Below are 23320 nucleotides of genomic sequence, written 5' to 3' on the forward strand. Positions count from 1 at the left end.
ATCGCGCCCAGCGCCACCGCGGCGGCCCACGGCAGGCTCGGCACGAGCGCATGGGCCACGACGGCCACCGCGGCCGTGGTCAGGCCGACGGCGACGATCACCAGGCCGGCGAGCGGCGCCCAGTTGTCGCGAAGATCCCGCAGCGAGGCGTCGTAGCCGGCATCGACCAGGATCGGCGCGACGAACAGCGCGAGCACCAGGTCGGGCGGCAGGCTCAGCTGCGGCGCGCCCGGAATCAGGGCCAGCAGCGCGCCGCCGATGGCGAGGAAGACCGGGTACGGCGCGCCTGCGCGGCGAGCCGCCGCCGCCAGCGCCACGGCCGCCACGAAGAGGATCAGGATCTGTTCGAGTTCGCGCACCGGCGCAGTATGGAGCAGGCGTGCTGCCTTGCCTGCGTCACGTCGGGGTCGTGAAGGCGACCAGGTCATGTGTGACGTTGTTGACGGCGCCGAACGGGATGCCGCCGCCATCAGGACTTGATCAAGACCTCGGGCGCGACGGCTGGTGCAATGCCCCATGCGCTCTCAAACTCAACCAACCGACGCCCACCGTCCACGCCCCCATCGCCTGATCGCCGCCGGCGCGATGGCCTTGCTGGGAACCTCCGCCGCCAGCGCCGCACCGCAGACCGCGGCGGCGAGTGCGATCTCGGCCGGCGACACCGCGTGGATGCTGGCCAGCACGGCGCTCGTCCTGATGATGACGCTGCCGGGCCTGGCCTTCTTCTATGGCGGGCTGGTGCGCAAGAAGAACATCCTGGGCACGATGACGCAGGTGTTCATCGTGGCCGCGGTCACCAGCGTGCTGTGGTTCCTGGCGGGCTACACGATCGCTTTCGGCTCGGGGTCGCCGTGGGCGGGCTTCTTCGGCAACGGCTTCAGCCTCGAGTTCATGCCGCTGGGCGACCGGGTCCCCGTGCACGCGATGGCTCCGCAGATCCCTGCGCCGGCGTTCGCGCTGTTCGAGGCCGCCTTTGCGATCATCACCGCGGCGCTGATCGTCGGCTCGTTCGCCGAGCGGGTGAAATTCAGCATCGCCGCGATGTTCTGCGGCCTGTGGTCGCTGGCCGTCTATGCGCCGGTGGCGCACTGGGTGTGGCACCCCGAGGGCTGGCTGTACGACCTGGGCGTGCGCGACTTCGCCGGCGGCATGGTCGTGCACGTCAGCGCCGGTGCGGCGGGCCTGGCCTGCGCCCTCGTGGCCGGACCGCGGCACGGCTACGGCCGCGAGCCGATGGTCCCCTCGAACCTCGCCTACATGCTGATCGGCGCAGGCTTGCTGTGGATCGGCTGGTTCGGCTTCAATGGCGGTTCCGCCTTTGCGGCCAATGGCGCAGCCGCACTGGCGATGGTCAACACGCAGATCGCAGCGGCGCTGGCCGCGGTCGTCTTTGTGCTGTGCGAGTGGGTTCTGAAGGGCCAGGCGAGCCTGGTCGGCATGTCCACCGGCGCCGTCGCCGGCCTGGTGGCGATCACGCCCGCTGCCGGATTCGTCAGCGTGAACGCGGCCTACCTGTTCGGTGCCGTCGGCGGCCTCGTCGCGTTCGCGTCGCTGAGCTGGATCAAGCCCCTGATCAACATCGACGACTCGCTGGACGTGTTCGCGATCCACGGCGTCGTCGGCATCGCCGGTTCGCTGCTGACGCCCTTCTTCATCGACGCGAAGCTTGCGGGCGGCGCCGGCCAGCCGCAGGCGGAAGCGATCGGTGTCATGGCGGTTCTCGTCTACAGCTTCGCGGTCAGCTGGCTGCTGATGAAGGGGCTCGACTGGTTCGCCGGCGTCCGGATCAAGCGCAGCGAGGAGGCCGTCGGGCTGGATGTGTCCCAGCACGGCGAGCGGATCGAATAGTGAGCTCCCTCATGTCCTCGGGCGTGATCGCGATGCGGCTGCGGCTGGCCCTGCTGCGGCACCAGATCCCCGTCGAGGCTGATCGCCTGCTGTCCGACACCGACTACGCGGTGGAGATCTGGGCGCTTTGCACGGACATCGGCGACCCGGCCCTGATCACGCTGGCCGAGCGCCTGATGAGCAGCCGGGTGGTGCCGGCGGCCGCGGCGCCCGCCGCGGCATCGAACCCCGTCGCACAGGGGGGCGATACCGACGCCGGCCCGAAGGACGATCCGAACCGCCCGCGCGAGCGCAGCTATCTCCGCGGCGCTCGTTGACCCTGCAAGAAGTCGTCAGGGACGCAAGGCCACGTTGCGCACCGTCATCTGCACGCCGCGCTGGTCGTTCCAGTGCGGAAACACCGAGAAGCTGCCGATGCGCGCCAGGTCCAGGCAGGCTGCGGCACCTGCCAGCACCGTGCTCATCGGCACCGACACCGTGGCCCACGCGCCAAGCGGCGGCCGGCCGATCGAGATGTCGGCGGTTGCGCAACCGGCGCCGCTTTCCAGCTTGAGGGTCAGGTCCGAGGTGTTGCTGCCGTAGAGGTAGGGGTAGACCTCCAGCGTCAGCCGCCCGGCCCTGTACGCCGACAGGTCGGTCGCGGGCCCGCTGATGAACACCATGCCGTTGGCGCCCACGGTGTTCGAGAACTGCATGCGGATCTCGGCCGGGGCCGCACCCACCGGGATCACCTGCCAGCTGACATGGCCCGCCGTGCTCTGCCAGCTGCTGAAGCCGAAGCCCGGTGCGACGCCGTTCGGCCCGAACAGCGCAAAGCTGCCCTGCTGCCCCGAGCAGCCCGAGACCCCGCCGGCCAGTGCGCCGCCCTTGACCACCTTCAGGTTGGTGAACGCCAGCGCCATCGCGCCCATCGACTCGATGCTGAACGGCGTGTCGATGCTCGCGAGGTTGGCGCCGGCCGACGCGAAGCAGCTGAGCGGGATCTTCAGCGTCTGCCTGACGTTCAGCGGCAGGCTGCGCAGCGTCTGCGTCAGGTCCACCGTGCCGCGGCAGGGGTAGCCGCAATCCATGTGCAACTGCACCGCGGCGGCAGGCGCCTGCGAGACCACGGTGTCGAACTCCAGCGTGCCGTCGGTGTAGCCCGAGAGGTTCTGGCCGCTCGCCGCCTTCGAGAAGATCTGGCCCTGCGAGAACCAGGTGACCAGCTTGGCGTCCTGCTGCGTGTTGATCTGCGTGGTCTGCACGCGCATCGCCGGCGTGCCGGCGGCCGGCACGTTGAGCGTCGCGTTCAGGTCGCTGCCGACCGGCACGCTGGCCCAGTTGTTGGCGGCGGTGTTGACGTTCAGTGCGAAGGGCGCGACGTCGCCCTGGTTGAACAGCACCAGCGTGCCGCTACCCTGGCCGCAGACCGAGGGCACGGCCGGTGTCGGCAGCGTGCCGATGCTGGCGGTGCTTGCATACGTCAGTCCGTAGCCGGGGGCGAACTGCGGCTGCTGGCCGTCGCCGAGGTTCAGCGGCGTCTGGCAGGCCGAGGCCGGCCACGAGAACGACAGCGTGCCGTTGAAGTCGAAGCCGACCGCACCCTGCGCAGTGCGGTAGATCACGTCGCTGACGCCCTTGCCCTCGGTGCCCGGCAGCCAGCCGGCGACGAAGGCATCGGACTTGTTGATCAGGTCGTTCGCGTACAGCGGCCGCCCCGCCAGCAGCAGCGTCACCACCGGCTTGCCCTTGCCCGACACCGCGTTCAGCGCCGCCAGGTCTTCCGGGTAGTTGGCCGCGTGCGCCAGCGTGCGGCTGCCCTTGAGGTCGCCGGCGCCTTCGGCATACGGCGTCTCGCCGATCACCGCGATCACCACGTCGTAGTTGGCCGGGTTCTTGTCGGTGCCGGTCGCGCTGTACTCGACGTTGGCGCTGCCGGCGGCCTCCTGGATGCCGGCCAGCACGGTGTCGCTGATGCCGGCGAAATCGGCATTGCTGTTGCCGGTGCCCTGCCAGGTCAGCGACCAGCCGCCCGACTGGTTCGAGATGCTGTTGGCGCTCTTGCCGACCACCAGCGTCCTGCGCCCGCGTGCCAACGGCAGCAGCTCGCCGTTGTTCTTGATCAGCACCAGCGATTTGCGCACCGCGTCGCGCGCCAGCGCACGGGCCGCCAGCTGGCCCTGGACACCGGCCCCGGCGGATTGCGACGGCTTGCGCCCGTTGAACAGCCCCGAGCGCATCTTGACGCGCAGGATGCGCGTCACCGCGTCGTTGATGCGCGCGATCGGGATTGCCCCCGAGCGCACCTGGGCCGAGGTGTTGCTGATGAAGGCCTGCCACTCGTCGGGCACCATCACCATGTCGATGCCGGCGTTGATCGCCTGCGCGCAGCTCGCGTTGCTGCAGCCGGGCACCTGGCCGATGCCGTTCCAGTCGGACACGACGAAGCCGTCGAAGCCGATCTTGGTCTTCAGGATGTCGGTCAGCATCTGCCTGCTGCCGTGCATCTTGCCGACGTTGATGCCGGCGGCCGCATTCGTCCAGCTGTTGAAGGACGCCATCACCGTCTGCGCCCCGGCGCCCAGCGCGCTGTAGTAGCCCTGGCCGTGGATGTTGATCATGTCGGCGGTGGACGCCGTCGTCACGCCCTGGTCGACACCCTGGTCGGTGCCGCCGTCGCCCATGAAGTGCTTGGCGGTCGCGACCACGTTGGTGTCGCTCGCGAAGCTGCCCTGCAGGCCGGTCACGTAGGCGCCGGCGTAGGCGCGCACGAGGGACGGATCCTCCGAGAAGCTCTCGTAGGTGCGGCCCCAGCGGTCGTCGCGCACGACCGCGAGGGTCGGCCCGAAGATCCAGTTGATGCCGGTGGCGCGCACCGCCTGGCCGACCGCCGCGCCGATCTGCTGCACCAGCGCCGGGTCATGCGCCGCGCCCAGCCCGATGTTGTGCGGGAACAGCGTGGCCTGGTAGACGTTGCTGTGGCCGTGGATCGCGTCGGTGCCCCAGATGATGGGGATCTTCGTGGCCATCGAAGTGGCCATCGACGCGTTGTAGTACTGGTCGGCCAGCGCCACCCAGGCGGCGGCGCTCGCGTGCTTGTCGCCGTTCGGCCACGAGCCGCCGCCGTTCAGCACCGAGCCGATGAAGAACTGCCGCACCTGGTCGGGCGTGATGCTCTTGATCTCGGGCTGCGTCATCTGCCCGACCTTCTGCTCGATCGTCATCGCCGCGACGATCTGCGCGATGCGCGACTCCATCGCCGGATCGCGCGCGATCGCGCTGGTGACGGCCGGCCAATCGGTGTAGGTGGGGGCGGGTGGGATGACGGCGGCGCTCTTCTCGGACCGGGTGCGGGTGGCGAGCGGGCTCGCTTCTTCAGCCGCGGCCGAGCCGCCTCCCCCGCAGGCGGCGGCCAGCAGCGCGCTCAGCACGCCCAGGGCCGCGGCACCGTGCCGGGCAAGGTGCTTGGAATTCATGGTGTCTCCTCGGAATCCTTGGAATGGCGGTCGGTCCGGCATCCGCTTTCTCGTCAAGGCGCGTCCAAGGGTGGACGGTCAAGTATGGAAGCGGTTCCACTGATTGTTGGGGATGCGATGGACCGTCTGCAGAGGGATAACCCGCTGGTCAACACTGTATCTTTGCAAAGGCCACGGAACTCTTCGCCATCTGCACGCAACTCAGGTTTTGATCAACACGCCGTGGTCCTGCGGCATCACAGGGAGTTTTGAATGGCAACAGACCACCAACGCATCCTGATCCTCTGCAAGACCTATCCGTCGCCCAGTGCGCGTTACGTCGAGACCTCTTGTGTGGCCGGCATGGCCGAGGACGGCAGACTGGTCCGCCTGTTCCCAGTTCCCTTCCGGCTGGTTGAGGATGATCAGCAGTTCAAGAAGTGGCAGTGGGTCCGCGCTCGGGTGCGACGCGCGCAGGACGATGCCCGGCCGGAGAGTCACCGCATCTCGGTCGACACGATCGAACTGGAAGGCGAGCCCTTGTCCACACGCGACTATTGGATTGCTCGGCGAGAGGCGATCAAGGGCGTGCCGGTTTTCAACTCTTTCGACGCGCTGGATGCGGCACGTGCGACCGATGGCGTGACGCTGGGTCTCGTGCGTCCGAGCCGGCTGCTGGGCCTGGACATCACACCCGTGGACAACGCGGAATGGACCGAGGATGAGAAGGCAAAGTTGCTGCAGGAGCAGCAGCAGGGCAACTTGTTCGATGCCAACGAAGATCAGCGCTCGTTGAAGACGCTGAAGAAGTTGCCGTACGACTTCCACTACCGCTACGAATGCCAGACTGAGGCTGGATCGGCCGAGTTCCGGCACAAACTCGTGGACTGGGAGGCCGGTGCCCTGTACTGGAACGTGCATCGTCGCGACGACTGGCAGGATGCGTTTCGCCAGAAGTTCCTGACGGAGTTCGGCGATCGAGACGTGCTCTTCCTGCTGGGCACCATCCACCGCTTTCCCAAGCAGTGGTTGATCGTCAGCGTGCTCTACGCACCTAGGCTGCCAGACGCGCTGGTGCGTCAGCAACCACTGTTCTAGCGGTCAGATGCTGCACGGCCAGAGCACCGTCCTGGCGAGCGGCGCGAGCCACGTAAGTGCGGTGGCAAAAGCCGAAATCGGCTTCGAAGCACACGAGGCAAGCGCTCTGAGCGAGCGCCGTTTGGGTCAGGTCAGCGATCTCGGCCTTCTGGGTGGCCAGGTACGCGAGGAACCCGCGGGTGTAGGCCTGCCAGTCGCCATCCACCTTGTAGCGATTCCGAACGGGCTTCGGGCAACCGAGCGCCGGACGGTGCTCGTAGGCGATGCCCTCCGCCGCCAACGCCTCACGGAAGGATGTCTTGGAGAAGCCCTTCTTGCGCGACAGCGGCAGCTCGCGCACATCCACGATCAGCTCGATGTGCGCCTCCTTGAGGCGCTCGATGAACGCGTCAATCGACAGACCCTCGTAGCCGAAGGTGAACAGAGCGCGTGCAGGACGGTGTGCGGATGAAGCCAAGGTGAGGATCAAGCGAGGAATGAGAGATGAAGTTTACTGAGCGATTCGAGCGATGGGAACCGCACCGTTCGGGTCTGCCGAGTTGACGATGTTCAACCGGCATGGGTCAGGACGTCGCTGCCGGTGGATTCTTGTGGCGCATCACCACGCTGCGGGTGCGCAGCCACGCGACGAGGTCATCCAGGCACGTGTAGACGACGGGGATCACGAACAAGCTGAGAACCGTCGAGGACATCAGTCCACCGATCACGACCACCGCCATCGGGGAACGGAAACTGGGATCGCCTCCCCAACCGAGGGCCACGGGCAGCATCCCGACACCCATGGCCAGGGTGGTCATGACCACCGGACGCGCGCGTTTGCGACAGGCATCCACAATGGCCCTGTCACGCGTCAGTCCACCCTGCAAACGGGCCATGACGGCATAGTCGACGATCAAAATGGAGTTCTTCGTCGAAATGCCCATCAGCATGATCAGGCCGATCATTGACGGCACCGACATCGTCGCCCCGGCGAGATGGAGCGCAACGAACGCGCCCGGGATCGAGAGGACAAGTGCCACCAGGATGGTCATGGGTTGCACGAAGTCCTTGAGAAGCAGGACCAGGACGACGTAGATGCACAGCACCCCCGTCACCATGGCGGTGCCGAAGCCCTGCGAGAGTTCGTCCATCGCCTCCGCTTCGCCGGATGCGCCTTGACTCACCCCGGGTGGAAGGTGCTGCAGGCTGGGCAGGGAGCGTGCCGCTTCTTCCATCTCACCGGTCGGCGTGCCATTCGATTCCACCGCGAGGTCGATGTTGCGGGCACGGTCATGGCGGGTGATCTGCGCGGGACCGCTGCCGGTCGCGAGTGATGCGACGCTTGCGAGTGGAACGTGTCCGCGTGCGCCAGGGACGGGCAGTTGCCGCAGCGTCTCGATGTCCTGGCGACCGGCGTTCGCCATCCTGACGACGATCGGTACCTGCCGCTTGCTGAGGTTGAGCTTGGCCAACTCCTGATCGAAATCACCGGATGTCGCGGTGCGCAGTGTGTCCGAGATGGCCGCGGAGGTCACACCCAGGTCCGCCGCCCGGGCGAAGTCGGTCCGGACAACGAGTTCGGGCTGGAGCAGTCCCGCGCTCGACGTGACGGCACCGACGCCAGGCAGCGTTCTGAGCTCTCGTTCAACGAGCGCGGCATGCTCGGTGAGCACGCGGCTGTCGGACCCTGTCAGCACGACGACGTAGCCCTCGTCCGAGCCACCCCGGTTGACCTGGACTCGGACCCCTGGCAGCAGCTCCAGTGCCTCGCGCAGCTGTCCTTCGATTCGCTGCCTGCTGAGGCCTGGCCTTTCGTCGCGATGGGACAGGGTGATGGTCATTACAGCCGTTTGCATGGCCACCGGCGCCGCACCCGATGCACCCGGACCCGTCTCGGTGATGCCACCACCGATCGCGGTGTAGACCGTCTTGACGTGCTCGTTCGTGCCGACCATGCGGCGTGCTGCTTCAGCGGCGGCGAGCGTGTCCGTCAACGTGCTTCCCGGCGGCAAGCTGAGTATGACCTGAGTCTGTGCCACATCGTCCGATGGCAGGAACTCGCCCGGGATCCTTGTCGCCAGCAGCAGTCCGAGGGCGAAGAACGCGAACGCGGCTCCCAAGGTGACCCCCCGGTACCTCAGGCACGAAACCACCCACCGGGCATAGAGACCCATCCATCGGGTCTGTGGCGGTCGGGCGCCTTTCGGCGGGGTCAGAAGATTTGCGGCCATCATCGGCGTGAGCACACGAGCGACGACGAGCGAGAAGAAGACCGCAATGGCAGCGGTCCACCCGAACTGAACGAACAATCGCCCAGCGGCACCCTGCATGAACGCTGTCGGCAAGAAGACGGCAATGAGCGTGAAAGACGTCGCGATCACCGCCAGGCCGATCTCGTCCGCGGCCTCCACCGCGGCCGCACGGGGTGTCTTTCCCATGCGAAGGTGGCGTGTGATGTTCTCGATCTCGACGATGGCATCGTCTACCAGGAGGCCGACGATCAGCGAGAGCGACAGCAAGGTCACGATGTTGAGGCTGAAGCCCAACAGGTGCATGACCGCGAACGTCGGGATGACGGAGAGTGGCACGGCAAGGGCTGACACGGCGGTCGCGCGCCAGTCGCGCAGGAACAGCAGCACGACGATCACTGCGAGGACAGCGCCCTCGCAGAGGAGTTGCATCGATCCGTCGTAGTTCTCCTTGACGGGCTGGACGTAGTCGATCACCTCGCGCAACTCGATGCCGGGATTCGCCGTGCGAAGTTTCGCCAGGGCATCGCGTACGGCGGAAGCGACTTCCAGTTCTCCAGCGCCGCGGGCTCGCGTGACCTCGAACCCGACCACCGGATGTCCGTCCAGCAGTGCGGCTGAGCGCTGGTCCGCGACGGTGTCGAGCACCCGCGCGACCTGGTCGAGCCTGATGCGTCGGCCGTCGCTGAGCGCCAGGTCCATGCCCCCGATGTCATGTGCCGTCAGCGCTGTCGCGATGGTTCGAACCGACTGCTCGCGGCCTCCCAGGTTGGCCTGGCCCGCCGCCGACTCCTGCTGCACCGCCCGCAGCTGTCGCGAGATGTCGCCCGCACTGACCTTCAAGGCCATCAGCTTCGCAGGATCGAGCTCGACCCTGATCTCGCGGTTCACGCCGCCCACCCTGGACACCGCGCCGACACCCCGCACGGCAAGAAGCGTCTTGCCGACGGTGTCGTCCACGAACCATGAGAGGGCCTCTTCGTCCATCTGCGAGGAGGCGACCGTGTAGGTGAGGATCGGTGACGTCGCAAACTCGGCCTTCTTGACGGTGGGGTCGCGCAACCCCGCCGGCAGGTCCGCACGCACCCGCGCCACAGCGTCGCGGACATCGTCGACGGCTTCCTGCGCGGGCTTCTCGAGCTGGAACTCGACGGTGATGTTGACCGAGCCGTCGGTCAGCGTGGTCTTGATGTGCTTGAGCCCTTGCAATCCGGCGATTGCGTTCTCGATCTTGATCGCGACGTCGTTCTCGAGTTGCGAGGGCGATGCGCCCGGCAGCGACGCCGAGACCAGGACCTCCGGCACCTCGACGTCCGGGAAGTTCTGGGCCTTCATGGCGCGGAAGCCGACGATGCCGAGGAAGGTCAGCACGACGAACAGAAGCATGCCCGGGATCGGGTTGCGGATGGACCACGATGACACGTTGAGATTCAAGATGGCCTCCCTCACTGGCCGTTCGGCCCGGCGACCGCGCGGACCACGTCCCCATCGCTGAGGAAGCCCGCGCCGGTGGCCACCACCTTGCTGCTCGAGTCGATCCCGGCCAGGATCTCGACCCGATGGCCTGCAGCACGTCCCAGCGTCACCTTGGTCTGCATGACCCTTCCCTCGGCGCCGAGTCGCATGACGTAGTCGAAGCCGTCCCGTTGCACGACGGCCGTCTGGGGCAGGGTGAGCGTCGGCCCTCCCTCCCCGATCTCGATCTCCCCGCGGGCGAACATGCCGGCGCGGAGGCTGCCATCGGAGGGCAGGTCGACCATCGCCAGGCCGCTTCTGGTCTGCGTGTTCACTGACGGCGCCAGCACTCGCACCTGGCCTGCCATGGGCTCGTTTCCCTCCGACTGGATGATGACCTTCTGGCCGGATCTCACGCGCGGGAGATCGGCGGCAGGAATCTCGGCGTGCCACTCGAGCCGGCCCTGGCGGATGATCCTGAACATCTCCTGGCCGGCAGGCATCACGGCGCCCACGGTGGCGCTTCGCATCGAGATGACGCCATCGTCAGGGGCGTGGACACGGGTCTGCGCAAGGCGAATCTCCTGCAGCCGGGAGGCAGCCTGCGCGGCGTCCATCTTCGCCTTGGAGATCCGCTCGGCCGTGAGACGTTGCTGGACCTGTTGTGCAGAAAGCGCCCCGGTCGCTTCGAGCGTCCGCGCTCGTTGCGCGGTTGCGGACGCGTCTGCAAACGTGGCGGTCGCCTCCGCCACGGCGGCGCGGCTCTGTTCCAGTTCTGCGGCAACGGTCTCGGGCGTGAAGGTGGCCAACAAGGCCCCGCGCCGCACCGGGTCCCCGACATTCGCGAAAACGCCTGACAGGCGCAAGCCGTTGGCCTCGGCGCCGACAATCGCCTCTTGCCATGCGACCACGTTGCCCGTCGCGGCGAGACGGACGGGCAGCCTGTCCGCTCGAGGCAAGGTGACGGTCACCGTCAGGGTCGGCCGAGGCGCCGCCTTCGCGGCCTGCATTTCCGGCGCAGGATCTTTCGAGGCCCAGATCACACCGACGACAGTCGCGGACAGGACCAGTGCGGCCAGAACAAGCTTCATGGTTGGCACTGATGCTGGTGCTGTTCAGTCGCGACGATCGCGGGCGCGCATTCGTTCGCTGAACAAGATGCCGAGATGCTCTCGCGCACGCGAAGCAGGACGAAGCCGCCGACGTCGGTCCGCTGCGTGACGCAGTCGAACCTTGCAAGGACGTTGGTGTCGTCACCGCGCAGCGCGACAAAACCGCCGTTCGGTGCCAGGCGCTTCAGCGCCTCAGCCGGGGAGGTGGCGAACTCCGCCCGGCCTGCGCTGTAGAACGAAGCCGAGTGGAGCCGTTCGGTCACGAACACCAGCGGCTCGGCATCCTGGTGACGCTGCGCTTCCCAGGCGCTGACAACGGCCTTGGCGGAGCTGCTGCCAAACGTGCCCGCACGCTCGGCGTGGATGAGGAGTCCCAGCACACCGGCGGTCGACAGTGCCAGCCCCCCGGCAATCCAGGCGTGCTTGCGTTCCGGGCCGACGCGACGCCACAGCCAATGGCTGGCCAGCAACGCCATCGCCGGGAGGGCCGGCAGCGCATACGGCAGGATGACGTTGCGCGCCGCCGTGAAGAACACGAGCGGCGCCAGTGACCAGCACGCGAGGTAGGCTTGCCATGAGCGCGTGTCGACATCGGGGCTGGCAGGCTCGGTCCGTGCCACACGAGGCGTGGATGCAGCGGCCAGCAGCAGCAGCGGCCAGGGCAGCGTCGCAACCAGGGCGAAGAGCCAGATCGTTCCCGGGGGAAAGGCATGGGCAAAGCCATAGCGGTCGCCGGACCATCCCGGCGTGAGGAAGCGGTGCCAATGTTCACCGACGATGTAGTAGTCGATGAAGCCGGGCGTCTTCAGTTCTGCCGCGATGTACCACCAGGCGGCGGCCGCGGTCGTCGCTGCCAGCCCCGGAATCCACGGGACGTCCCTCAGCAGGCGGCGCCCCTGCCCTGTCCACACCGCCCAGGCGGCCGTCGGAAAGCCTGCCAGCACGAGTACCAGCGGGCCCTTGGCCAGCAGTCCGATCGCCAGGCCGGCAAACAGCAGGATGGCGCCGTCGCGATACCGCGGCCCGTGCAAGGCCTGCCACAGGCCGCACAGCGCGAGCGTGGTGCCGACCACGAGGGTTTCGTCGGTCATCACGGCGCCGGCCGATACCAGGGACAGGGACGCGCCGCACAGCAGGCCGAGGGTGGCCAGCGGTGGGGTGTCGCGGCGTGACGCCGCCAGGCGGCCGCATGCTGCGGCAACGAACAGCATGCAGAGGAAGTGGGGCAGCCGGGCCGCGAACTCGTTGACGCCGAACACCTTCATGCTGGCCGCGGTGAGCCAGAACGACAATGGCGGCTTGGCCCAGAACGGCACGCCGTAGTCGTGCCAAGGCGTGATCCAGTCGCCGAGTTCGAGCATCTTGCGGCCGATCTCGGCATAGCGCGCCTCGGTGGTCTCCATCAACGGCAGCCAGGCCATGGCGAACAGGCGCAGCGTCAGCAAAGCGGCGATGAGCAGAACCATCGCCTTCGACAGGCGACCTGAAGGGCTTGCGGCCTGCATCGCTCAGAAGAGATACATGTAGCCGAATCGGACGCCGTCTTGCCTGGAACGCTCCACCAAGGGGCTGTCCTCGATGCTGGCGCCCAGGCGGGTCGTGCTCAGGTCGAGCGACAGCTTGTGATGCGGTGCGAGCGAATAGCCGATCCGCACGCCAGCTTCAACGTTCGTCGCGGACTTGCCCAGGTAAACCCCACGCGTCGAGGTGGATTCATCCGCGCGCACGCCGTAGTAGTAGTTGACGTACTTGCCGTCGAAGCGATGGACGGCGAGGCGCGGCGTGAAGTCGAAGTCTCCGGCCTTGAACTCGCGTTCGATGCTCAGGCTGGCGCGTTTCCCCTTGCTCTTGCGGGAGGCGTCTCCCAGCAGTTCGACCGACAGGGTTGCAAGCTCGGTGTTCAGGCTGCTCGCGCCGCCGACCCAGAAGCTCTCCTTGCGCTCGGCCATGCCGGCCAGGTAGGGGGAGTCATCGGCTTCGTACCCGTCGCCGGCGTAGTGCAGCCGCGCGCTGAACGACAGCGAGTCGGTCGACACCAGCTTCAGGTCGAGGGTCGGTCCGATCAGGCTGACCCAGCGGCTCTCGTAGAAGACGAAGGGCAGTACCTTCGCCTTGTTGTCGAAGCTTCGATAAGGCTTGCGGTCGTACAGGGTCACGAGGCCGAGGCCCCATTGCGAGCCTTGCCGCTCCTCGTCGGCCTGGGCGGAGAACAGCGTGAGCAGGCCCAGGGCGAGGACGCCGGCTCTGACGACGGGACGAATGCGGGACATCATGGAACTCCAGTGGTGGGTTGAACCGGCCAGCGACCTGTCGCGGTGCATGACACGAACGACAGGCGTGTCGTGGCCGATCGGTGAGTGCAGTGGGGCACCCGATGCGTGAAGCAATCGTGAAGTTCGCCGAGCGTCCCGAGCCCCCTTTTGCAGGCAGCTTGAGTGAATCAACTGGCAAGGGCCAGAATGGAAGGCATGAGTCCCGTGATGCATCGCGAACGTGTTCTGCTCGTCGAAGACAACCGAGACCTGGCCGCCTCGATCCTGGAGACGCTGGAAGAGTCCGGGTTCGATCCGGACTACGCAAGCGATGGTGCGCAGGCGCTGCGACTGGTGGAGAGCACGTCACCTCCGTTCGATGCGGTGCTGCTGGATGTAGGTCTCCCGCGCATCAGCGGATTCGACGTCTGCACGCGACTGCGCAGCGATGGTTTTCGTTCACCCATCCTGATGCTCACCGCCCAAGGCTCGCCGGACCAGGTTGTCGAGGGGCTCGACAGGGGAGCCGACGACTACATCGTCAAACCCTTCGAGTCCAGGGTGCTGGTCGCCCGCGTCCGGGCCGCGATTCGAAGGTTCCTGACCGTCCCGAACAGTGTCGGCGTCGTCCAGGGCGCCGGCCTCACCTTGGACACCAGGCAATGGAAGCTGCTGATCTCGTCGGGCGAGACCTGCACGCTGACGCCGCTCCAGGGACGTCTTCTTCACACCCTGATGCGACACGCGCCACGCGTCGTCTCGCGCGATGAGCTCGAGAGCGCCTTGTGGGGCGATGATGACCGGCCTGCAAGCGACGCATTGCGCACGCATCTCTACCAGCTTCGCCGGCTGATCCACAACGCTGGAGGCAGCGCGGTCATCCAGACGCGAGGCAAGCAAGGCTATTGCCTGGAGCCCTGATGGCAAGCTTCGTCTCCACCTTCGAGCGGTCACAGACGCTGTTCGCGAGGATGTGGCATCTGCTGCTGTTGATCCTCGTGCTGACGTTCATGGTGAACGCGTTTCTCGTGAAGGGGGCGCTGCACCTGGGCTCGGACTTCCAGACCGAGCGCCGCCTGCAGCACATCGGCGACCACTGGGGCAAGCAGGCGAAGCTGGAGGCGCCGCTCGGGATCGATCCCGTCACCGTCATCTATCCCCGCTATGAGCTGCTCCCACCCGAGCTGCAGCGGATGTTGTCGCCGGACAAGCGCGGCATCTTCGAGCTCGGTAGCGAGCCCCTGGACTACTACGTCCTCGCGCAGCCCCATGCGACCGGCCGCGCCTTCTACGTTGTCGAGTCCCACGCCGAGGTCAAACCGGACGAGACCATCGAGTCTCAGGTCTTCGTCTGGTACCTGATAGGCATCGTTCCGTTCGGCCTTCTGGTGCTGTGGCTGTGCAAGAGGATCACCGGACGGGTCACCGCGCCGATGCTCGAGGTGGGGCGCCTGGTCTCGGCGCGCGATCCCCGAAGCCTCGAGAAGGTTGCACTGCCAGCCAATTCCCCCGTCGAGATCGAGGCCCTCGTCGTCCAGATCAACAGCGCACTGCAGAGAACTGCGGACGCCCTGGATCGGGAGCGCAGTTTCACCCGCTTCGCGAGCCATGAGCTGCGTACGCCGGCGGCGGTCGTGCAGGCGGCTCTTGAGCGCATCGAGGCGCACGGCAGGCCGGAGCAGGGGCCGGCGATCGAGCGTGCCCACCGGGGGCTGCGTGACATGCACGCACTGGTTGACACGTTCCTGCAACTGTCCGGCGACACGGTCCGGCCGGTGTCGGACGCGCTGTCGATCGATGAAGCGTGGGTGAGATCCTTGATCCGCCATCTCATGGGCGAGAGCCCGAGCCATGCGTTCTCGGTCGTGGAGCGGCATCCCCTGTTGCTTTCGGCCCCTGCGACGACGGTCCACGTGCTCGTGGCCAACATGCTGAAGAACGCCGTCTTCCACGGTGGCCCGGATCGCATCGAAGTGGTCGTCGACGAGTGCAGCATCGAGGTGCGGAACGGGCTTCCTGACACGCCATCGACGGCAGGCTTCGGGATTGGGACCCAGATCGCGCATCGGATCTGCGAGCGGTTTGGCTGGACATTCACGCTGACGGTGGGAGAGCGCCTCGCGGTGGCCCGGTTGTGCGTTCCCACCAGCGGCAGGCCTGACCCGGCGTGAGTCGAACGTCCTGGCTCCAACACATAAAGTCCGTCGGACATCCCTGAGAAGGCCAGACCGCTACGCATGCGCATCGCACCGGGCCGATGCGATGTCGCCACCGGCAGCTTCGCAGCGTCTCCAGTCCTTCATCGACGGGGGCTGAATGCACGCTGTCGTCCGTCTACCGGTCACTCACCGACATGCCCCTGGCGCAGATGCACTTTCGCCGGGCCCGGTTCCCGTCGAATGGTCTGAGGGGGTGCAGTCGACCGGTTTTCCTGGATGCGGTGCTGGAGCATCCCGGCGTGCACGAGCAAAGCGAACCGTTGCCGCTAGTCGAGTACCAGCCGGAAGCCCATCTGAGCCCAGTTGGAGGCACCCGCGATGAGTGCCTTTACAGCCCGCCCTCCGTCAGCGATTCCCAGGCCGGGCGGGCGCCACGCTTCAACTGCTCTACGAGGTTGGCATGGTTTCGGCTCCCCGATCAGCCCGCGTTGACGGCGATGCGTCGGGGCTGCGCATGCGCCTGCTTAGGAATACGCAGCGTCAGCACACCGTCCTTCAAGTTCGCGTCGATCTTGGACGTGTCGAGCTCTCGGCTAAGCGTGAAGCTGCGGCGCCAGCGCGGCACGCGCAGCTCGGCGTAGATGGCCTCCAAGCCGTCCGGCGTTTGGGGCTGCACCCGCCCCTCGATGAGGAGGGTGTCGCCCTCCACATGCAGCTCGAGCTGGTCGCGGGGGACGCCGGGCATGTCGGCCAGCAGCGTGATGCCAGTCTCGTCCTCGAAGACGTCGACAGCCGGTGTGACCGCGCGTTCATTGGCGGTGCTGTCCAGTGCCGTCTGTTGCTTGTCGCTCTGGGTGATCTCCTTGCTCATGGTGTTTCTCCTCGATGAAGGCGTTACTGGATGGCGATGCGCTTGGGTTGCGCGGCGTCCCGGCGCGCGATGCTGACCTGCAGCACCCCGTCGCGGTAGCTGGCCTTGACCTGGTCGGGATCGACGTCATCGGGCAGCGTGACGCTGCGGTCGAAGCGCCCGGAGGTGCGCTCCCGTGCATAAAAGCGCCGGCGCTCGCTGTCAGCGGCCGGCTGCACGCGCTCTCCGGACAGACGCAGCACGCCACGATCCAGGGTGACCTCGATCTTGCTGGCGTCCAGGCCGGGCGCGAAGGCGTAGATCTCCACGCTCTGGGGTGTGCGCCCCACGTTGATCTGCGGCATGGTGCCGCTCGCGACCGAGCGGATGCTGCTGGGCAGCCCCGAGCCGCCGAAGATGTCGTCGAGCTCGCGTTGCAGACGATCGACTTGTCCGAACAGGCTGTTCGGATGGGTCAGCAATGAATAAAACATGGCTTGATCTCCGTTCAGTGGTGTTCACCGGCCGGGACATCCAGCCGGTTGGACCCTAGCTAGGAGCAAGCCAATACATTTCAAGAGTGGTTGTGGCGCCCGAAATAGCAAGGGAGTCCGGTCGCTTGGCAATGCACAAGTCGTCACGATTGCCCCCAACAACTCTCGGGCGGCAATCTGCTCGGCCTAAGGCGTAGCAAGTCGGCGGCCAGCCCGCAGCAGACCGCTGGATCGGCCGCGTCGACAGATCGACGGCAGCTGCCTTGGGAACCAACGAACAACGCCGATAGGAAGGCGCTCAATCACTTGAGCGTAGATGGCAATGGAGCGGGCGGGCGGCTAGCCAGCGTGCAAATTCGGTCAACCCCGGTGTCATGATGGCCCAGCCCATCCCCAGCACTACGAGAGCTAGTGGTAGGTCGTGGAAGTCTCCCGCGCCCAGCCGGACTGCACTCCAGTATGAGAGCGGTCCACCCAGGCCGCCGAGCAACGCGGCCAACAGCCATCGGCCGTGCAGCCAGTGCAGCGGTTCTTGCAGGAGCGTTGCCAAGAGGATCCACAACGCCAGAATCCAGCCGGGCGCCCACTCGGGAAGTGGGCCGGGCGATGCGTACACAACAACGCCACTTCTAACCATGGCCGTATCCCACAGCAGGCCAAGCACGATGGCGGCGCTGGTGAGAACGAGGACCTGGCAGCGGGCGGGACTGAGCACAAACTGCACACCCCAGACGAGCGCCACCAGCGCGAGTCCGAACCTGGGCGTGCCGCGCGCTGCGCCGATCACGCAGGCCAACCAGGCACTCTGGAAGGCCAACAGGGAAACGACCATCGACAGGGTCTTTCGAGCGGACATAGGCATGGGCGCGGTGTGTTCAATCGCTTCTCATGAAGCACCATCCAGGGGCTGGATTTGGGGTACCCGCCTGAAGGCGGCAACGTCGAAGCCCAGGGCTCTTGCCCGCACCAGCAGCGCCTGCGCGCGGGCCTCCGGCAGGTCCGGGCGGCGCGCCAAGATCCAGCCATAGCGCCGGTCTGGCGTGCCCACCAGCACCTCGCTGTAGTCGTCATCGAGCGCAAGGATCCAGTAGTCGCCGTAGAACGGCCAGAAGAAGGTGACCCTGAGCTTGGCATTGCCGCTGGCGGCCACGATCTTCGCGCGCCCTTCTGCGGAGTCAACACGGCCATCGGCCTTGCGGCAGCGATTGAGCACCCGGATGCCTCCATCCTGGGCGGTGTAATGCGCTTGCGTGTCGGACACGCATTGGCGCTCGAACCGATTGGGCAGCAAGGCAATCTCGTACCAGCTACCAACATAGCGGGCGAGATCGACTGAGTGCACCGTGGGCAACGGGGCGTTTTCCGCGGCGCGGGCAGCCGATGCGATGCAACACAGCCCCGAGATCACCAACAGGCACGAAAGGCGCCGCATCTGGGTGACAGCTTTCATTTCGGAATGCTCAGAAGTTCAACTTGATCTCCTACGCTCATCGGGGCTGTCTCGGATCACTCGCCTTCAGCAGAGCCATTCTCCAGCGCGACCCCGATGCCGAATGCTCGCTGAGCTGATCCAAGCAGTGCCGGCTTGCGTACAAGCCTCCGAATGTCGTCTATCAGGCAAGGAACTTCATGCGCAACATGGACAACACAGCCCGCGCCATCCATTGGGTCGAGCAGGGCCTGGTGACTGACGGCGCGGTGCGCCTGGGCATCAGGTGGCTGCTGCGCCAGCGCCTGGCGGAGCTGCACAGTGGCAATGCTGAAGCCGGCGCGCAGCTTACAGAAGCCTTCATGGCAACCCTGCTTGAGGCGCCGCTGGCCCCACTGCCCCAGAAGGCCAATGTGCAGCACTATGAAGTACCTGCCGAGTTCTTCGGCGCCGTGCTGGGCCGGCATCGCAAGTACAGCTGCTGCTGGTGGCCCGAGGGTGTGCAAACGCTTGACGCCGCCGAAGCAGCAGCGCTGCGCGAGAGCTGCGAGCGCGCCGGCCTGGCCGACGGCCAGCGCATTCTGGAGCTGGGTTGCGGCTGGGGCTCGCTGAGTCTGTGGATGGCCGAACACTACCCGGGCGCACGTATCACCGCGCTGTCGAATTCACATTCGCAGCGCCAGCACATCGAGTCCGAGGCGCTCGCGCGCCGACTGAGCAACCTGGAGATTCTGACGGAGGACTTCAACGTCTTCGATACGGCCGAACGCTTCGACCGCGTGGTCTCCATCGAGATGTTCGAGCACCTGCGCAACTGGCCGCAGGCCTTCGCCCACGTGGCGCACTGGCTGCGGCCGCAGGGCCGCTTCTTCATGCATGTGTTCGCCCATCGCGAGGCGCCCTATGCCTTCGAGGAGCGCGATGCCAGCGACTGGATGAGCCGCCACTTCTTCTCCGGCGGCATGATGCCCAGCGACGACCTCGCCCTGCGCTGCCAGGACGACCTGCGCCTGCTGCAGCGCTGGCGTTGGGACGGCCACCACTACGCCCGCACCTCGGCCGCCTGGCTCGCGCGCATGGACGCGCAGCGCGAGACGCTGATGCCGCTATTCAACACCGTCTACGGCCCGGGCGACGCCGTGATGTGGTGGCAGCGCTGGCGGCTCTTCTTCCTGTCGGTGGAGGAGCTGTTCGCCTACGACAACGGCGGGCAATGGTGGGTCAGCCACTACCTGTTCGCGAAGCGCTGACGATGCTGCACCTCGCCTCTCTTGGACTGCTGGTCTCGCTCGCCGTGGCCCTGCCCACCTGGCTGGTGAGCCTGCCGCTGCGCGACGCAAGCCTGGCCGATCGCATCTGGTCGCTGATGGTCGCCGGGCCGGCCGTGGCCTATGCCGCGGCCTTTCCGCCCGATGCGCGCGGCGTGCTGATGCTCGCCCTGCTCGGCGCCTGGGCGCTGCGTCTGGCCGTCTACGTCACGCGCCGCAACAGCAGCCACGGCGAGGACCGCCGCTACCGCGCCATCCGCGAACGCAACCAGCCAAACTTCGGGCTCAAGAGCCTCTACCTCGTGTTCGGCCTGCAGGCGGTGATCGCATGGATGGTCGGCCTGCCACTGCTGGCCGCGCTCGCGCAGCCGGCTCCGCTGAATTCGCTGGACTTCATCGGCATGGCGGTGGCGGCTGGCGGCCTGCTGATCGAAACCGTGGCCGATGCCCAGCTCGCCCGCTTCCTGCGAGGCCCGCGCCAGGAGGGCGCCGTGATGGACCAGGGCCTCTGGGCCTGGTCGCGCCACCCGAACTACTTTGGCGAATGCTGCGTGTGGTGGGGCCTCGCGGTGATGGCGCTGGGCGCCGGCGGCGTCGGCGCCGCATGGGCCCTTGTCTCGCCGCTCGTGATGACGGCGCTGCTGCTCAAGGTCTCGGGCGTGGCCCTGTTGGAGCAGGACATCGCCCAGCGCCGCCCCGCCTACCGCGACTACGTCGCGCGCACCAGCGCCTTCATCCCCTGGCCGCCGCGGCGCGGACCGCAGCAATGAGGCAGACCGCCACCCTGCTGCTCAGCATCGCAGCGCAAGCCGCGTGTGCGCAGGACGTCGGCGAATGGAACTTCACCGCCACGCTCGACGGCCAACCCATCGGCACACACCGCTTCACCGTCAGAGGCGCGGGCGCGGGCGCGGAGCGCAGTGTGTTCAGTAGCGCGCAATTCGTCGTCAAGTGGTTGGGCATTCCCGTCTACCGCTACCGACACGAAGCGCGGGAAAGCTGGCAGGACGACTGCCTGCGCGAACTGCGCTCCGACACCGACGACGACGGCAAGCGCGAGCAGGTGGACCGGCGCTTCGATGGCGAGTGCCAGATGGGCTTTGMCTACTGGAACCCGAGGCTGGCGCAGCAGCACCGGCTCGTCGATCCGCGGACCGGCCGCAGCAGCGCGGTGCGCTTCGAGGCCCTGCCCGATGCGCAGATCGACGTGCGCGGACGGTCCGTGGCCGCGCAGGGCTGGCGGCTGGTGGCCGACAAGCAGCGCATCACCGTCTGGTATGCCGCCGAGACCGGCCGCTGGATCGCCCTGGACGCTGAGGCCAAGGGCGGCCGACGACTTGGCTATCGCCTGACTGCCGACGAAAGGCCCCCGCCATGACGAAGCTTTCGCCCCGCCGCCTGCTGCTGGCCTATCTGGCCGCGATGCTGTGCTTCCTGCTGCTCGACGGCTGCTGGCTCACGCTGGCCGGCACGCGCGTCTATCGCGCCGCGATCGGACCGCTGATGGCGGACCAGGTCGACTGGGTGGCGGTGGCAATCTTCTATCCGCTTTATCTCGTCGGCCTGCTGGTGTTCGCGATCGTGCCCGCGCTGGAGCAGCGCGAAACGCTCGTGGCCTTGCGGCGCGGCGCCCTGCTGGGCCTGGTCGCCTATGCCGCCTACGACCTCACCAATCAGGCCACGCTCCGCCACTGGCCCTGGACGCTGACCGCCATCGACCTGGCCTGGGGCAGCTTCGTGAGCGGCGCCGCGGCCTGGGTCGCCGCGCGCCTCACATGCCGACCAGGGAGCCGAACAGCCGCGCAATGACGCTGTCGAAGCGCAGCCGGCCATCGAGCGAGGCCAGGCAGATGCACTCGCTGCCGTCCTGAACCGCCGGCTGGTGGTGGATCTCGCCATCGGCCGCGTCGAAATCTCCGGGGCCGAACAGCGCACGGCCGTCATGGAAGCGGCCGTAGAGGATCTGCGTCAGCTCCAGGCCCCTGTGCGTGTGCTGCGGCAGGTACTTGCCCGCGGCGACGCGCAGCAGGAAGACATTGGCCTCGGGAGCGTCAGGCACGCTGACGCGGCTCCAGCGCATGCCGGGGCCCATCCAGCGCCAGGGCGTGGCGCTGCAATGGGCCAGCGCACGCGGCCAGCTCGCGCCTTGAGGCAGGGGCGGCGGGGCGCTGACCACGATCGGCCGGCGCGGCGCGGCCTCCAGCGCATCGATGCGAGCCAGCGTGCGGGCCAGCGCATCATCGGCCAGCGGCGCGGGTTCCAGCTCGTCGAGCAGCACGCCGCCGAGGGCGTTCAGCGTCTGCAGCCGCTCGCGGCAATGCGCGCACAGCTCCAGGTGGCTGCACAGGACCAGACGCGTGCCCGTCTCCAGGCTGCCGGCAGACAGCGCCAGCAGCAGGTCGTCTTCGGGGTGGTGTCGGATGTCCATCGTCGGTGGCTTCAGCGGTCGAGCAGGCGGCGCAGTTGCGCAACCGCCAGGCGCACGCGCGATTTCACCGTGCCGAGCGGGATGCCCAGCTCTGTGGCGATGCGCGCATGCGGTTCATCGTCGAAATAGGACAGGCGCAGCACCTGCTGCTGCTCGGGCGGCAATTGCGCCAGGGCACCGTGCAGCCGCTCGCTCTGGCGTGCGGCGTGCAGGCGCTCCTCGGCGGCCGGTTCACCGCTGTCCAGGGTGTCGAAATCAAAGTCCTCGCCGCCCGACTCCAGGCCCTGGCGGCGGCGCAAAAGGTCCACGCGCAGGTTGCGGGCGATGGTGAAGATCCAGGTCGAGGCCGCGGCCTGCGCGGGATCGAACATTGCCGCCTTGCGCCAGACGGCGACGAGCGCCTCCTGCGCCAGCTCCTCGGCCTGAACCTCGGGGCTGCCGCACTGCATGAGATGGCGCTTGATGCGCGGGGCGAAGTGGCCGAACAGCCGCCCGAACGCTTCGCGGTCCTGCCGATCGGCCACGGCGCAGATGCACGCGCCCCAGCCGTCATCAGGGCGCGCAGCGCGTTCGCGATTGAAGGGCACGACGGTCAAGACAGGCGCTCCAGGGCCGCGGCCGCCGCGTCGGGCGGCGGCAGCTGGGCGGGATGAGGGGTCAGGCAAGAAAGCGGCCATGGGTCTACGGGTTCCGCTCCGTCCTACGCAACCCGGCCTCCTTCGGATCATCGCAGTTTGTAGAGCAATCCAAAGCGGCCTGGCTTGCGTAGGAGTTCCAACCCCTCAGGAGATCTCATGCATCCCACTGCCACCCTGGCCCACGCCCCCGGCGCCCTGCCGCCCGACGCGGCACGCCGGCGCATCGCGGTGGTGGGCGCCGGCATCGCAGGGCTGTCCTGCGCCTGGCTGCTGTCCGAGCGGCATGAGGTCAGCGTCTTCGAGAGCGAAGCCCGGCCCGGCGGCCACAGCCATACGGTGGACGCGCCCGACTCGATCACCGGCACCGTGCCGGTGGACACCGGCTTCATCGTCTACAACGAGCCGGCCTACCCCAACCTCACGGCCCTGTTCAGCCATCTCGGCGTGCTAACGGCAGCGACCGACATGTCCTTCGGCGTGAGCTTGGACGGCGGCGAGCTCGAATACGCYGGCACCGACCTGCGCGGCCTGTTCGCCCAGAAGCGCAACCTGTTGCGCCCGCGCTTCTGGAAGATGCTGCGCGAGCTGCTGCGCTTCTACCGCGAGGCGCCACGCGGCGCCCAGGCC

Annotated in this window: 23 protein-coding genes; 10 read left to right on the plus strand and 13 right to left on the minus strand. The window is 67.2% G+C overall.

The window, feature by feature from the left end; genetic code table 11:
• On the minus strand, window positions 1-359 hold a 359-nt coding region (locus AC1D15_RS03450), incomplete at its 3' end, for a cation:proton antiporter domain-containing protein (RefSeq protein WP_477824935.1).
• A 226-nt stretch (window positions 360-585) separates the two neighbouring features.
• Between AC1D15_RS03450 and AC1D15_RS03455 the strand changes: the two genes are divergently transcribed.
• Both AC1D15_RS03455 and AC1D15_RS03460 read left to right on the plus strand, forming a co-directional pair.
• Window positions 586-1848 (plus strand): ammonium transporter, encoded by a 1263-nt coding sequence (locus AC1D15_RS03455; RefSeq protein ID WP_477824936.1) that lies wholly within the window; start codon window positions 586-588, stop codon window positions 1846-1848.
• An 11-nt stretch (window positions 1849-1859) separates the two neighbouring features.
• Complete coding sequence (locus AC1D15_RS03460; protein WP_465110590.1) at window positions 1860-2165, plus strand: hypothetical protein; 306 nt, start codon at window positions 1860-1862, stop codon at window positions 2163-2165.
• A gap of 15 nt (window positions 2166-2180) precedes the next feature.
• Here the strand turns inward: AC1D15_RS03460 and AC1D15_RS03465 are convergent, their stop codons facing one another.
• Window positions 2181-5303, minus strand: a complete 3123-nt coding sequence (locus AC1D15_RS03465) for a glycoside hydrolase family 3 protein (protein ID WP_477824937.1) — start codon at window positions 5301-5303, stop codon at window positions 2181-2183.
• Window positions 5304-5555: 252 nt separating this feature from the next.
• Here AC1D15_RS03465 and AC1D15_RS03470 point away from each other — a divergent pair, with 252 nt between their 5' ends.
• Complete coding sequence (locus tag AC1D15_RS03470; protein ID WP_047509864.1) at window positions 5556-6380, plus strand: DUF8757 domain-containing protein; 825 nt, start codon at window positions 5556-5558, stop codon at window positions 6378-6380.
• Here AC1D15_RS03470 and AC1D15_RS03475 read toward each other — a convergent pair.
• The 5 genes from AC1D15_RS03475 to AC1D15_RS03495 form a co-directional block, all read right to left on the minus strand.
• Window positions 6337-6849: a DUF488 domain-containing protein gene (locus AC1D15_RS03475; RefSeq protein ID WP_477824938.1), complete on the minus strand. Its 513-nt coding sequence runs from the start codon at window positions 6847-6849 to the stop codon at window positions 6337-6339. The two genes, AC1D15_RS03470 and AC1D15_RS03475, sit on opposite strands and share 44 nt — an antisense overlap.
• 94 nt (window positions 6850-6943) lie before the next feature.
• Window positions 6944-9994, minus strand: a complete 3051-nt coding sequence (locus AC1D15_RS03480) for an efflux RND transporter permease subunit (protein WP_477824953.1) — start codon at window positions 9992-9994, stop codon at window positions 6944-6946.
• Between the two features lie 59 nt (window positions 9995-10053).
• Window positions 10054-11154: an efflux RND transporter periplasmic adaptor subunit gene (locus AC1D15_RS03485; RefSeq protein ID WP_477824939.1), complete on the minus strand. Its 1101-nt coding sequence runs from the start codon at window positions 11152-11154 to the stop codon at window positions 10054-10056.
• Window positions 11151-12641, minus strand: a complete 1491-nt coding sequence (locus tag AC1D15_RS03490; protein ID WP_477824940.1) for an ArnT family glycosyltransferase — start codon at window positions 12639-12641, stop codon at window positions 11151-11153. Before AC1D15_RS03490 ends, AC1D15_RS03485 begins: the two co-directional genes overlap by 4 nt.
• Before the next feature lie 42 nt (window positions 12642-12683).
• Window positions 12684-13445, minus strand: coding sequence for a MipA/OmpV family protein (locus AC1D15_RS03495; RefSeq protein ID WP_477824941.1), 762 nt, complete (start codon window positions 13443-13445; stop codon window positions 12684-12686).
• Between the two features lie 198 nt (window positions 13446-13643).
• On the opposite strand from AC1D15_RS03495, the gene AC1D15_RS03500 reads away from it, so the two are divergent.
• Both AC1D15_RS03500 and AC1D15_RS03505 read left to right on the plus strand, forming a co-directional pair.
• Window positions 13644-14348 (plus strand): response regulator transcription factor, encoded by a 705-nt coding sequence (locus AC1D15_RS03500; protein WP_197066986.1) that lies wholly within the window; start codon window positions 13644-13646, stop codon window positions 14346-14348.
• Window positions 14348-15598, plus strand: coding sequence for a sensor histidine kinase (locus AC1D15_RS03505; RefSeq protein WP_477824942.1), 1251 nt, complete (start codon window positions 14348-14350; stop codon window positions 15596-15598). The genes AC1D15_RS03500 and AC1D15_RS03505 overlap by 1 nt, the downstream gene beginning before the upstream one ends.
• A 466-nt stretch (window positions 15599-16064) precedes the next feature.
• On the opposite strand, the gene AC1D15_RS03510 is transcribed toward AC1D15_RS03505, so the two are convergent.
• The 4 genes from AC1D15_RS03510 to AC1D15_RS03525 form a co-directional block, all read right to left on the minus strand.
• The gene (locus AC1D15_RS03510; protein WP_477824943.1) at window positions 16065-16457 is read right to left on the minus strand and encodes an Hsp20/alpha crystallin family protein; all 393 of its coding nucleotides are present in this window, start codon (window positions 16455-16457) and stop codon (window positions 16065-16067) included.
• Between the two features lie 23 nt (window positions 16458-16480).
• On the minus strand, window positions 16481-16930 hold the full coding sequence (locus AC1D15_RS03515) for an Hsp20/alpha crystallin family protein (RefSeq protein ID WP_477824944.1): 450 nt from the start codon (window positions 16928-16930) through the stop codon (window positions 16481-16483).
• A gap of 298 nt (window positions 16931-17228) precedes the next feature.
• Window positions 17229-17762 (minus strand): DUF2878 domain-containing protein, encoded by a 534-nt coding sequence (locus AC1D15_RS03520; protein ID WP_477824945.1) that lies wholly within the window; start codon window positions 17760-17762, stop codon window positions 17229-17231.
• A 54-nt stretch (window positions 17763-17816) separates the two neighbouring features.
• The gene (locus AC1D15_RS03525; RefSeq protein WP_477824946.1) at window positions 17817-18380 is read right to left on the minus strand and encodes a lipocalin family protein; all 564 of its coding nucleotides are present in this window, start codon (window positions 18378-18380) and stop codon (window positions 17817-17819) included.
• A gap of 188 nt (window positions 18381-18568) precedes the next feature.
• On the opposite strand from AC1D15_RS03525, the gene AC1D15_RS03530 reads away from it, so the two are divergent.
• From AC1D15_RS03530 to AC1D15_RS03545, 4 genes are read left to right on the plus strand one after another with little or no spacing between them, the layout of a single operon-like run.
• The gene (locus tag AC1D15_RS03530; RefSeq protein ID WP_477824947.1) at window positions 18569-19609 is read left to right on the plus strand and encodes an SAM-dependent methyltransferase; all 1041 of its coding nucleotides are present in this window, start codon (window positions 18569-18571) and stop codon (window positions 19607-19609) included.
• 2 nt (window positions 19610-19611) lie between these two features.
• Window positions 19612-20397, plus strand: a complete 786-nt coding sequence (locus tag AC1D15_RS03535; protein ID WP_477824948.1) for a DUF1295 domain-containing protein — start codon at window positions 19612-19614, stop codon at window positions 20395-20397.
• Entirely contained in the window at window positions 20394-21005 is a 612-nt protein-coding gene (locus tag AC1D15_RS03540; RefSeq protein WP_477824949.1) for a DUF6134 family protein, read from the plus strand. Before AC1D15_RS03535 ends, AC1D15_RS03540 begins: the two co-directional genes overlap by 4 nt.
• Window positions 21002-21436 carry a DUF2177 family protein gene (locus AC1D15_RS03545; RefSeq protein WP_477824950.1) on the plus strand — a complete coding sequence of 145 codons (435 nt, stop codon included), beginning with the start codon at window positions 21002-21004 and terminating at the stop codon, window positions 21434-21436. Before AC1D15_RS03540 ends, AC1D15_RS03545 begins: the two co-directional genes overlap by 4 nt.
• Here AC1D15_RS03545 and AC1D15_RS03550 read toward each other — a convergent pair.
• Together AC1D15_RS03550 and AC1D15_RS03555 are read right to left on the minus strand one after the other, a co-directional pair.
• Window positions 21399-22055 carry a ChrR family anti-sigma-E factor gene (locus AC1D15_RS03550; protein ID WP_477824951.1) on the minus strand — a complete coding sequence of 219 codons (657 nt, stop codon included), beginning with the start codon at window positions 22053-22055 and terminating at the stop codon, window positions 21399-21401. The genes AC1D15_RS03545 and AC1D15_RS03550 overlap by 38 nt on opposite strands.
• Window positions 22056-22066: 11 nt before the next feature.
• Complete coding sequence (locus AC1D15_RS03555; protein WP_477824954.1) at window positions 22067-22642, minus strand: sigma-70 family RNA polymerase sigma factor; 576 nt, start codon at window positions 22640-22642, stop codon at window positions 22067-22069.
• 207 nt (window positions 22643-22849) lie between these two features.
• On the opposite strand from AC1D15_RS03555, the gene AC1D15_RS03560 reads away from it, so the two are divergent.
• A partial coding sequence (locus AC1D15_RS03560) for an FAD-dependent oxidoreductase (protein ID WP_477824952.1) occupies window positions 22850-23320 on the plus strand: 471 nt, incomplete at its 3' end.

The sequence above is a fragment of the Rhizobacter sp. P2_H2 genome (assembly GCF_056403375.1).

Excerpts from the sequence above, each read along its gene's own strand:
- AC1D15_RS03520 (WP_477824945.1), bottom strand. The coding sequence starts at position 17,762 with ATGGTCGTTTCCCTGTTGGCCTTCCAGAGTGCCTGGTTGGCCTGCGTG.
- AC1D15_RS03525 (WP_477824946.1), bottom strand. The coding sequence starts at position 18,380 with ATGAAAGCTGTCACCCAGATGCGGCGCCTTTCGTGCCTGTTGGTGATC.
- AC1D15_RS03535 (WP_477824948.1), top strand. The coding sequence starts at position 19,612 with ATGCTGCACCTCGCCTCTCTTGGACTGCTGGTCTCGCTCGCCGTGGCC.
- AC1D15_RS03500 (WP_197066986.1), top strand. The coding sequence starts at position 13,644 with ATGAGTCCCGTGATGCATCGCGAACGTGTTCTGCTCGTCGAAGACAAC.
- AC1D15_RS03455 (WP_477824936.1), top strand. The coding sequence starts at position 586 with ATGGCCTTGCTGGGAACCTCCGCCGCCAGCGCCGCACCGCAGACCGCG.
- AC1D15_RS03545 (WP_477824950.1), top strand. The coding sequence starts at position 21,002 with ATGACGAAGCTTTCGCCCCGCCGCCTGCTGCTGGCCTATCTGGCCGCG.
- AC1D15_RS03505 (WP_477824942.1), top strand. The coding sequence starts at position 14,348 with ATGGCAAGCTTCGTCTCCACCTTCGAGCGGTCACAGACGCTGTTCGCG.
- AC1D15_RS03480 (WP_477824953.1), bottom strand. The coding sequence starts at position 9,994 with ATGCTTCTGTTCGTCGTGCTGACCTTCCTCGGCATCGTCGGCTTCCGC.
- AC1D15_RS03485 (WP_477824939.1), bottom strand. The coding sequence starts at position 11,154 with ATGAAGCTTGTTCTGGCCGCACTGGTCCTGTCCGCGACTGTCGTCGGT.
- AC1D15_RS03515 (WP_477824944.1), bottom strand. The coding sequence starts at position 16,930 with ATGTTTTATTCATTGCTGACCCATCCGAACAGCCTGTTCGGACAAGTC.
- AC1D15_RS03530 (WP_477824947.1), top strand. The coding sequence starts at position 18,569 with ATGGACAACACAGCCCGCGCCATCCATTGGGTCGAGCAGGGCCTGGTG.
- AC1D15_RS03490 (WP_477824940.1), bottom strand. The coding sequence starts at position 12,641 with ATGGTTCTGCTCATCGCCGCTTTGCTGACGCTGCGCCTGTTCGCCATG.
- AC1D15_RS03460 (WP_465110590.1), top strand. The coding sequence starts at position 1,860 with ATGTCCTCGGGCGTGATCGCGATGCGGCTGCGGCTGGCCCTGCTGCGG.
- AC1D15_RS03495 (WP_477824941.1), bottom strand. The coding sequence starts at position 13,445 with ATGTCCCGCATTCGTCCCGTCGTCAGAGCCGGCGTCCTCGCCCTGGGC.
- AC1D15_RS03470 (WP_047509864.1), top strand. The coding sequence starts at position 5,556 with ATGGCAACAGACCACCAACGCATCCTGATCCTCTGCAAGACCTATCCG.
- AC1D15_RS03510 (WP_477824943.1), bottom strand. The coding sequence starts at position 16,457 with ATGAGCAAGGAGATCACCCAGAGCGACAAGCAACAGACGGCACTGGAC.
- AC1D15_RS03465 (WP_477824937.1), bottom strand. The coding sequence starts at position 5,303 with ATGAATTCCAAGCACCTTGCCCGGCACGGTGCCGCGGCCCTGGGCGTG.
- AC1D15_RS03550 (WP_477824951.1), bottom strand. The coding sequence starts at position 22,055 with ATGGACATCCGACACCACCCCGAAGACGACCTGCTGCTGGCGCTGTCT.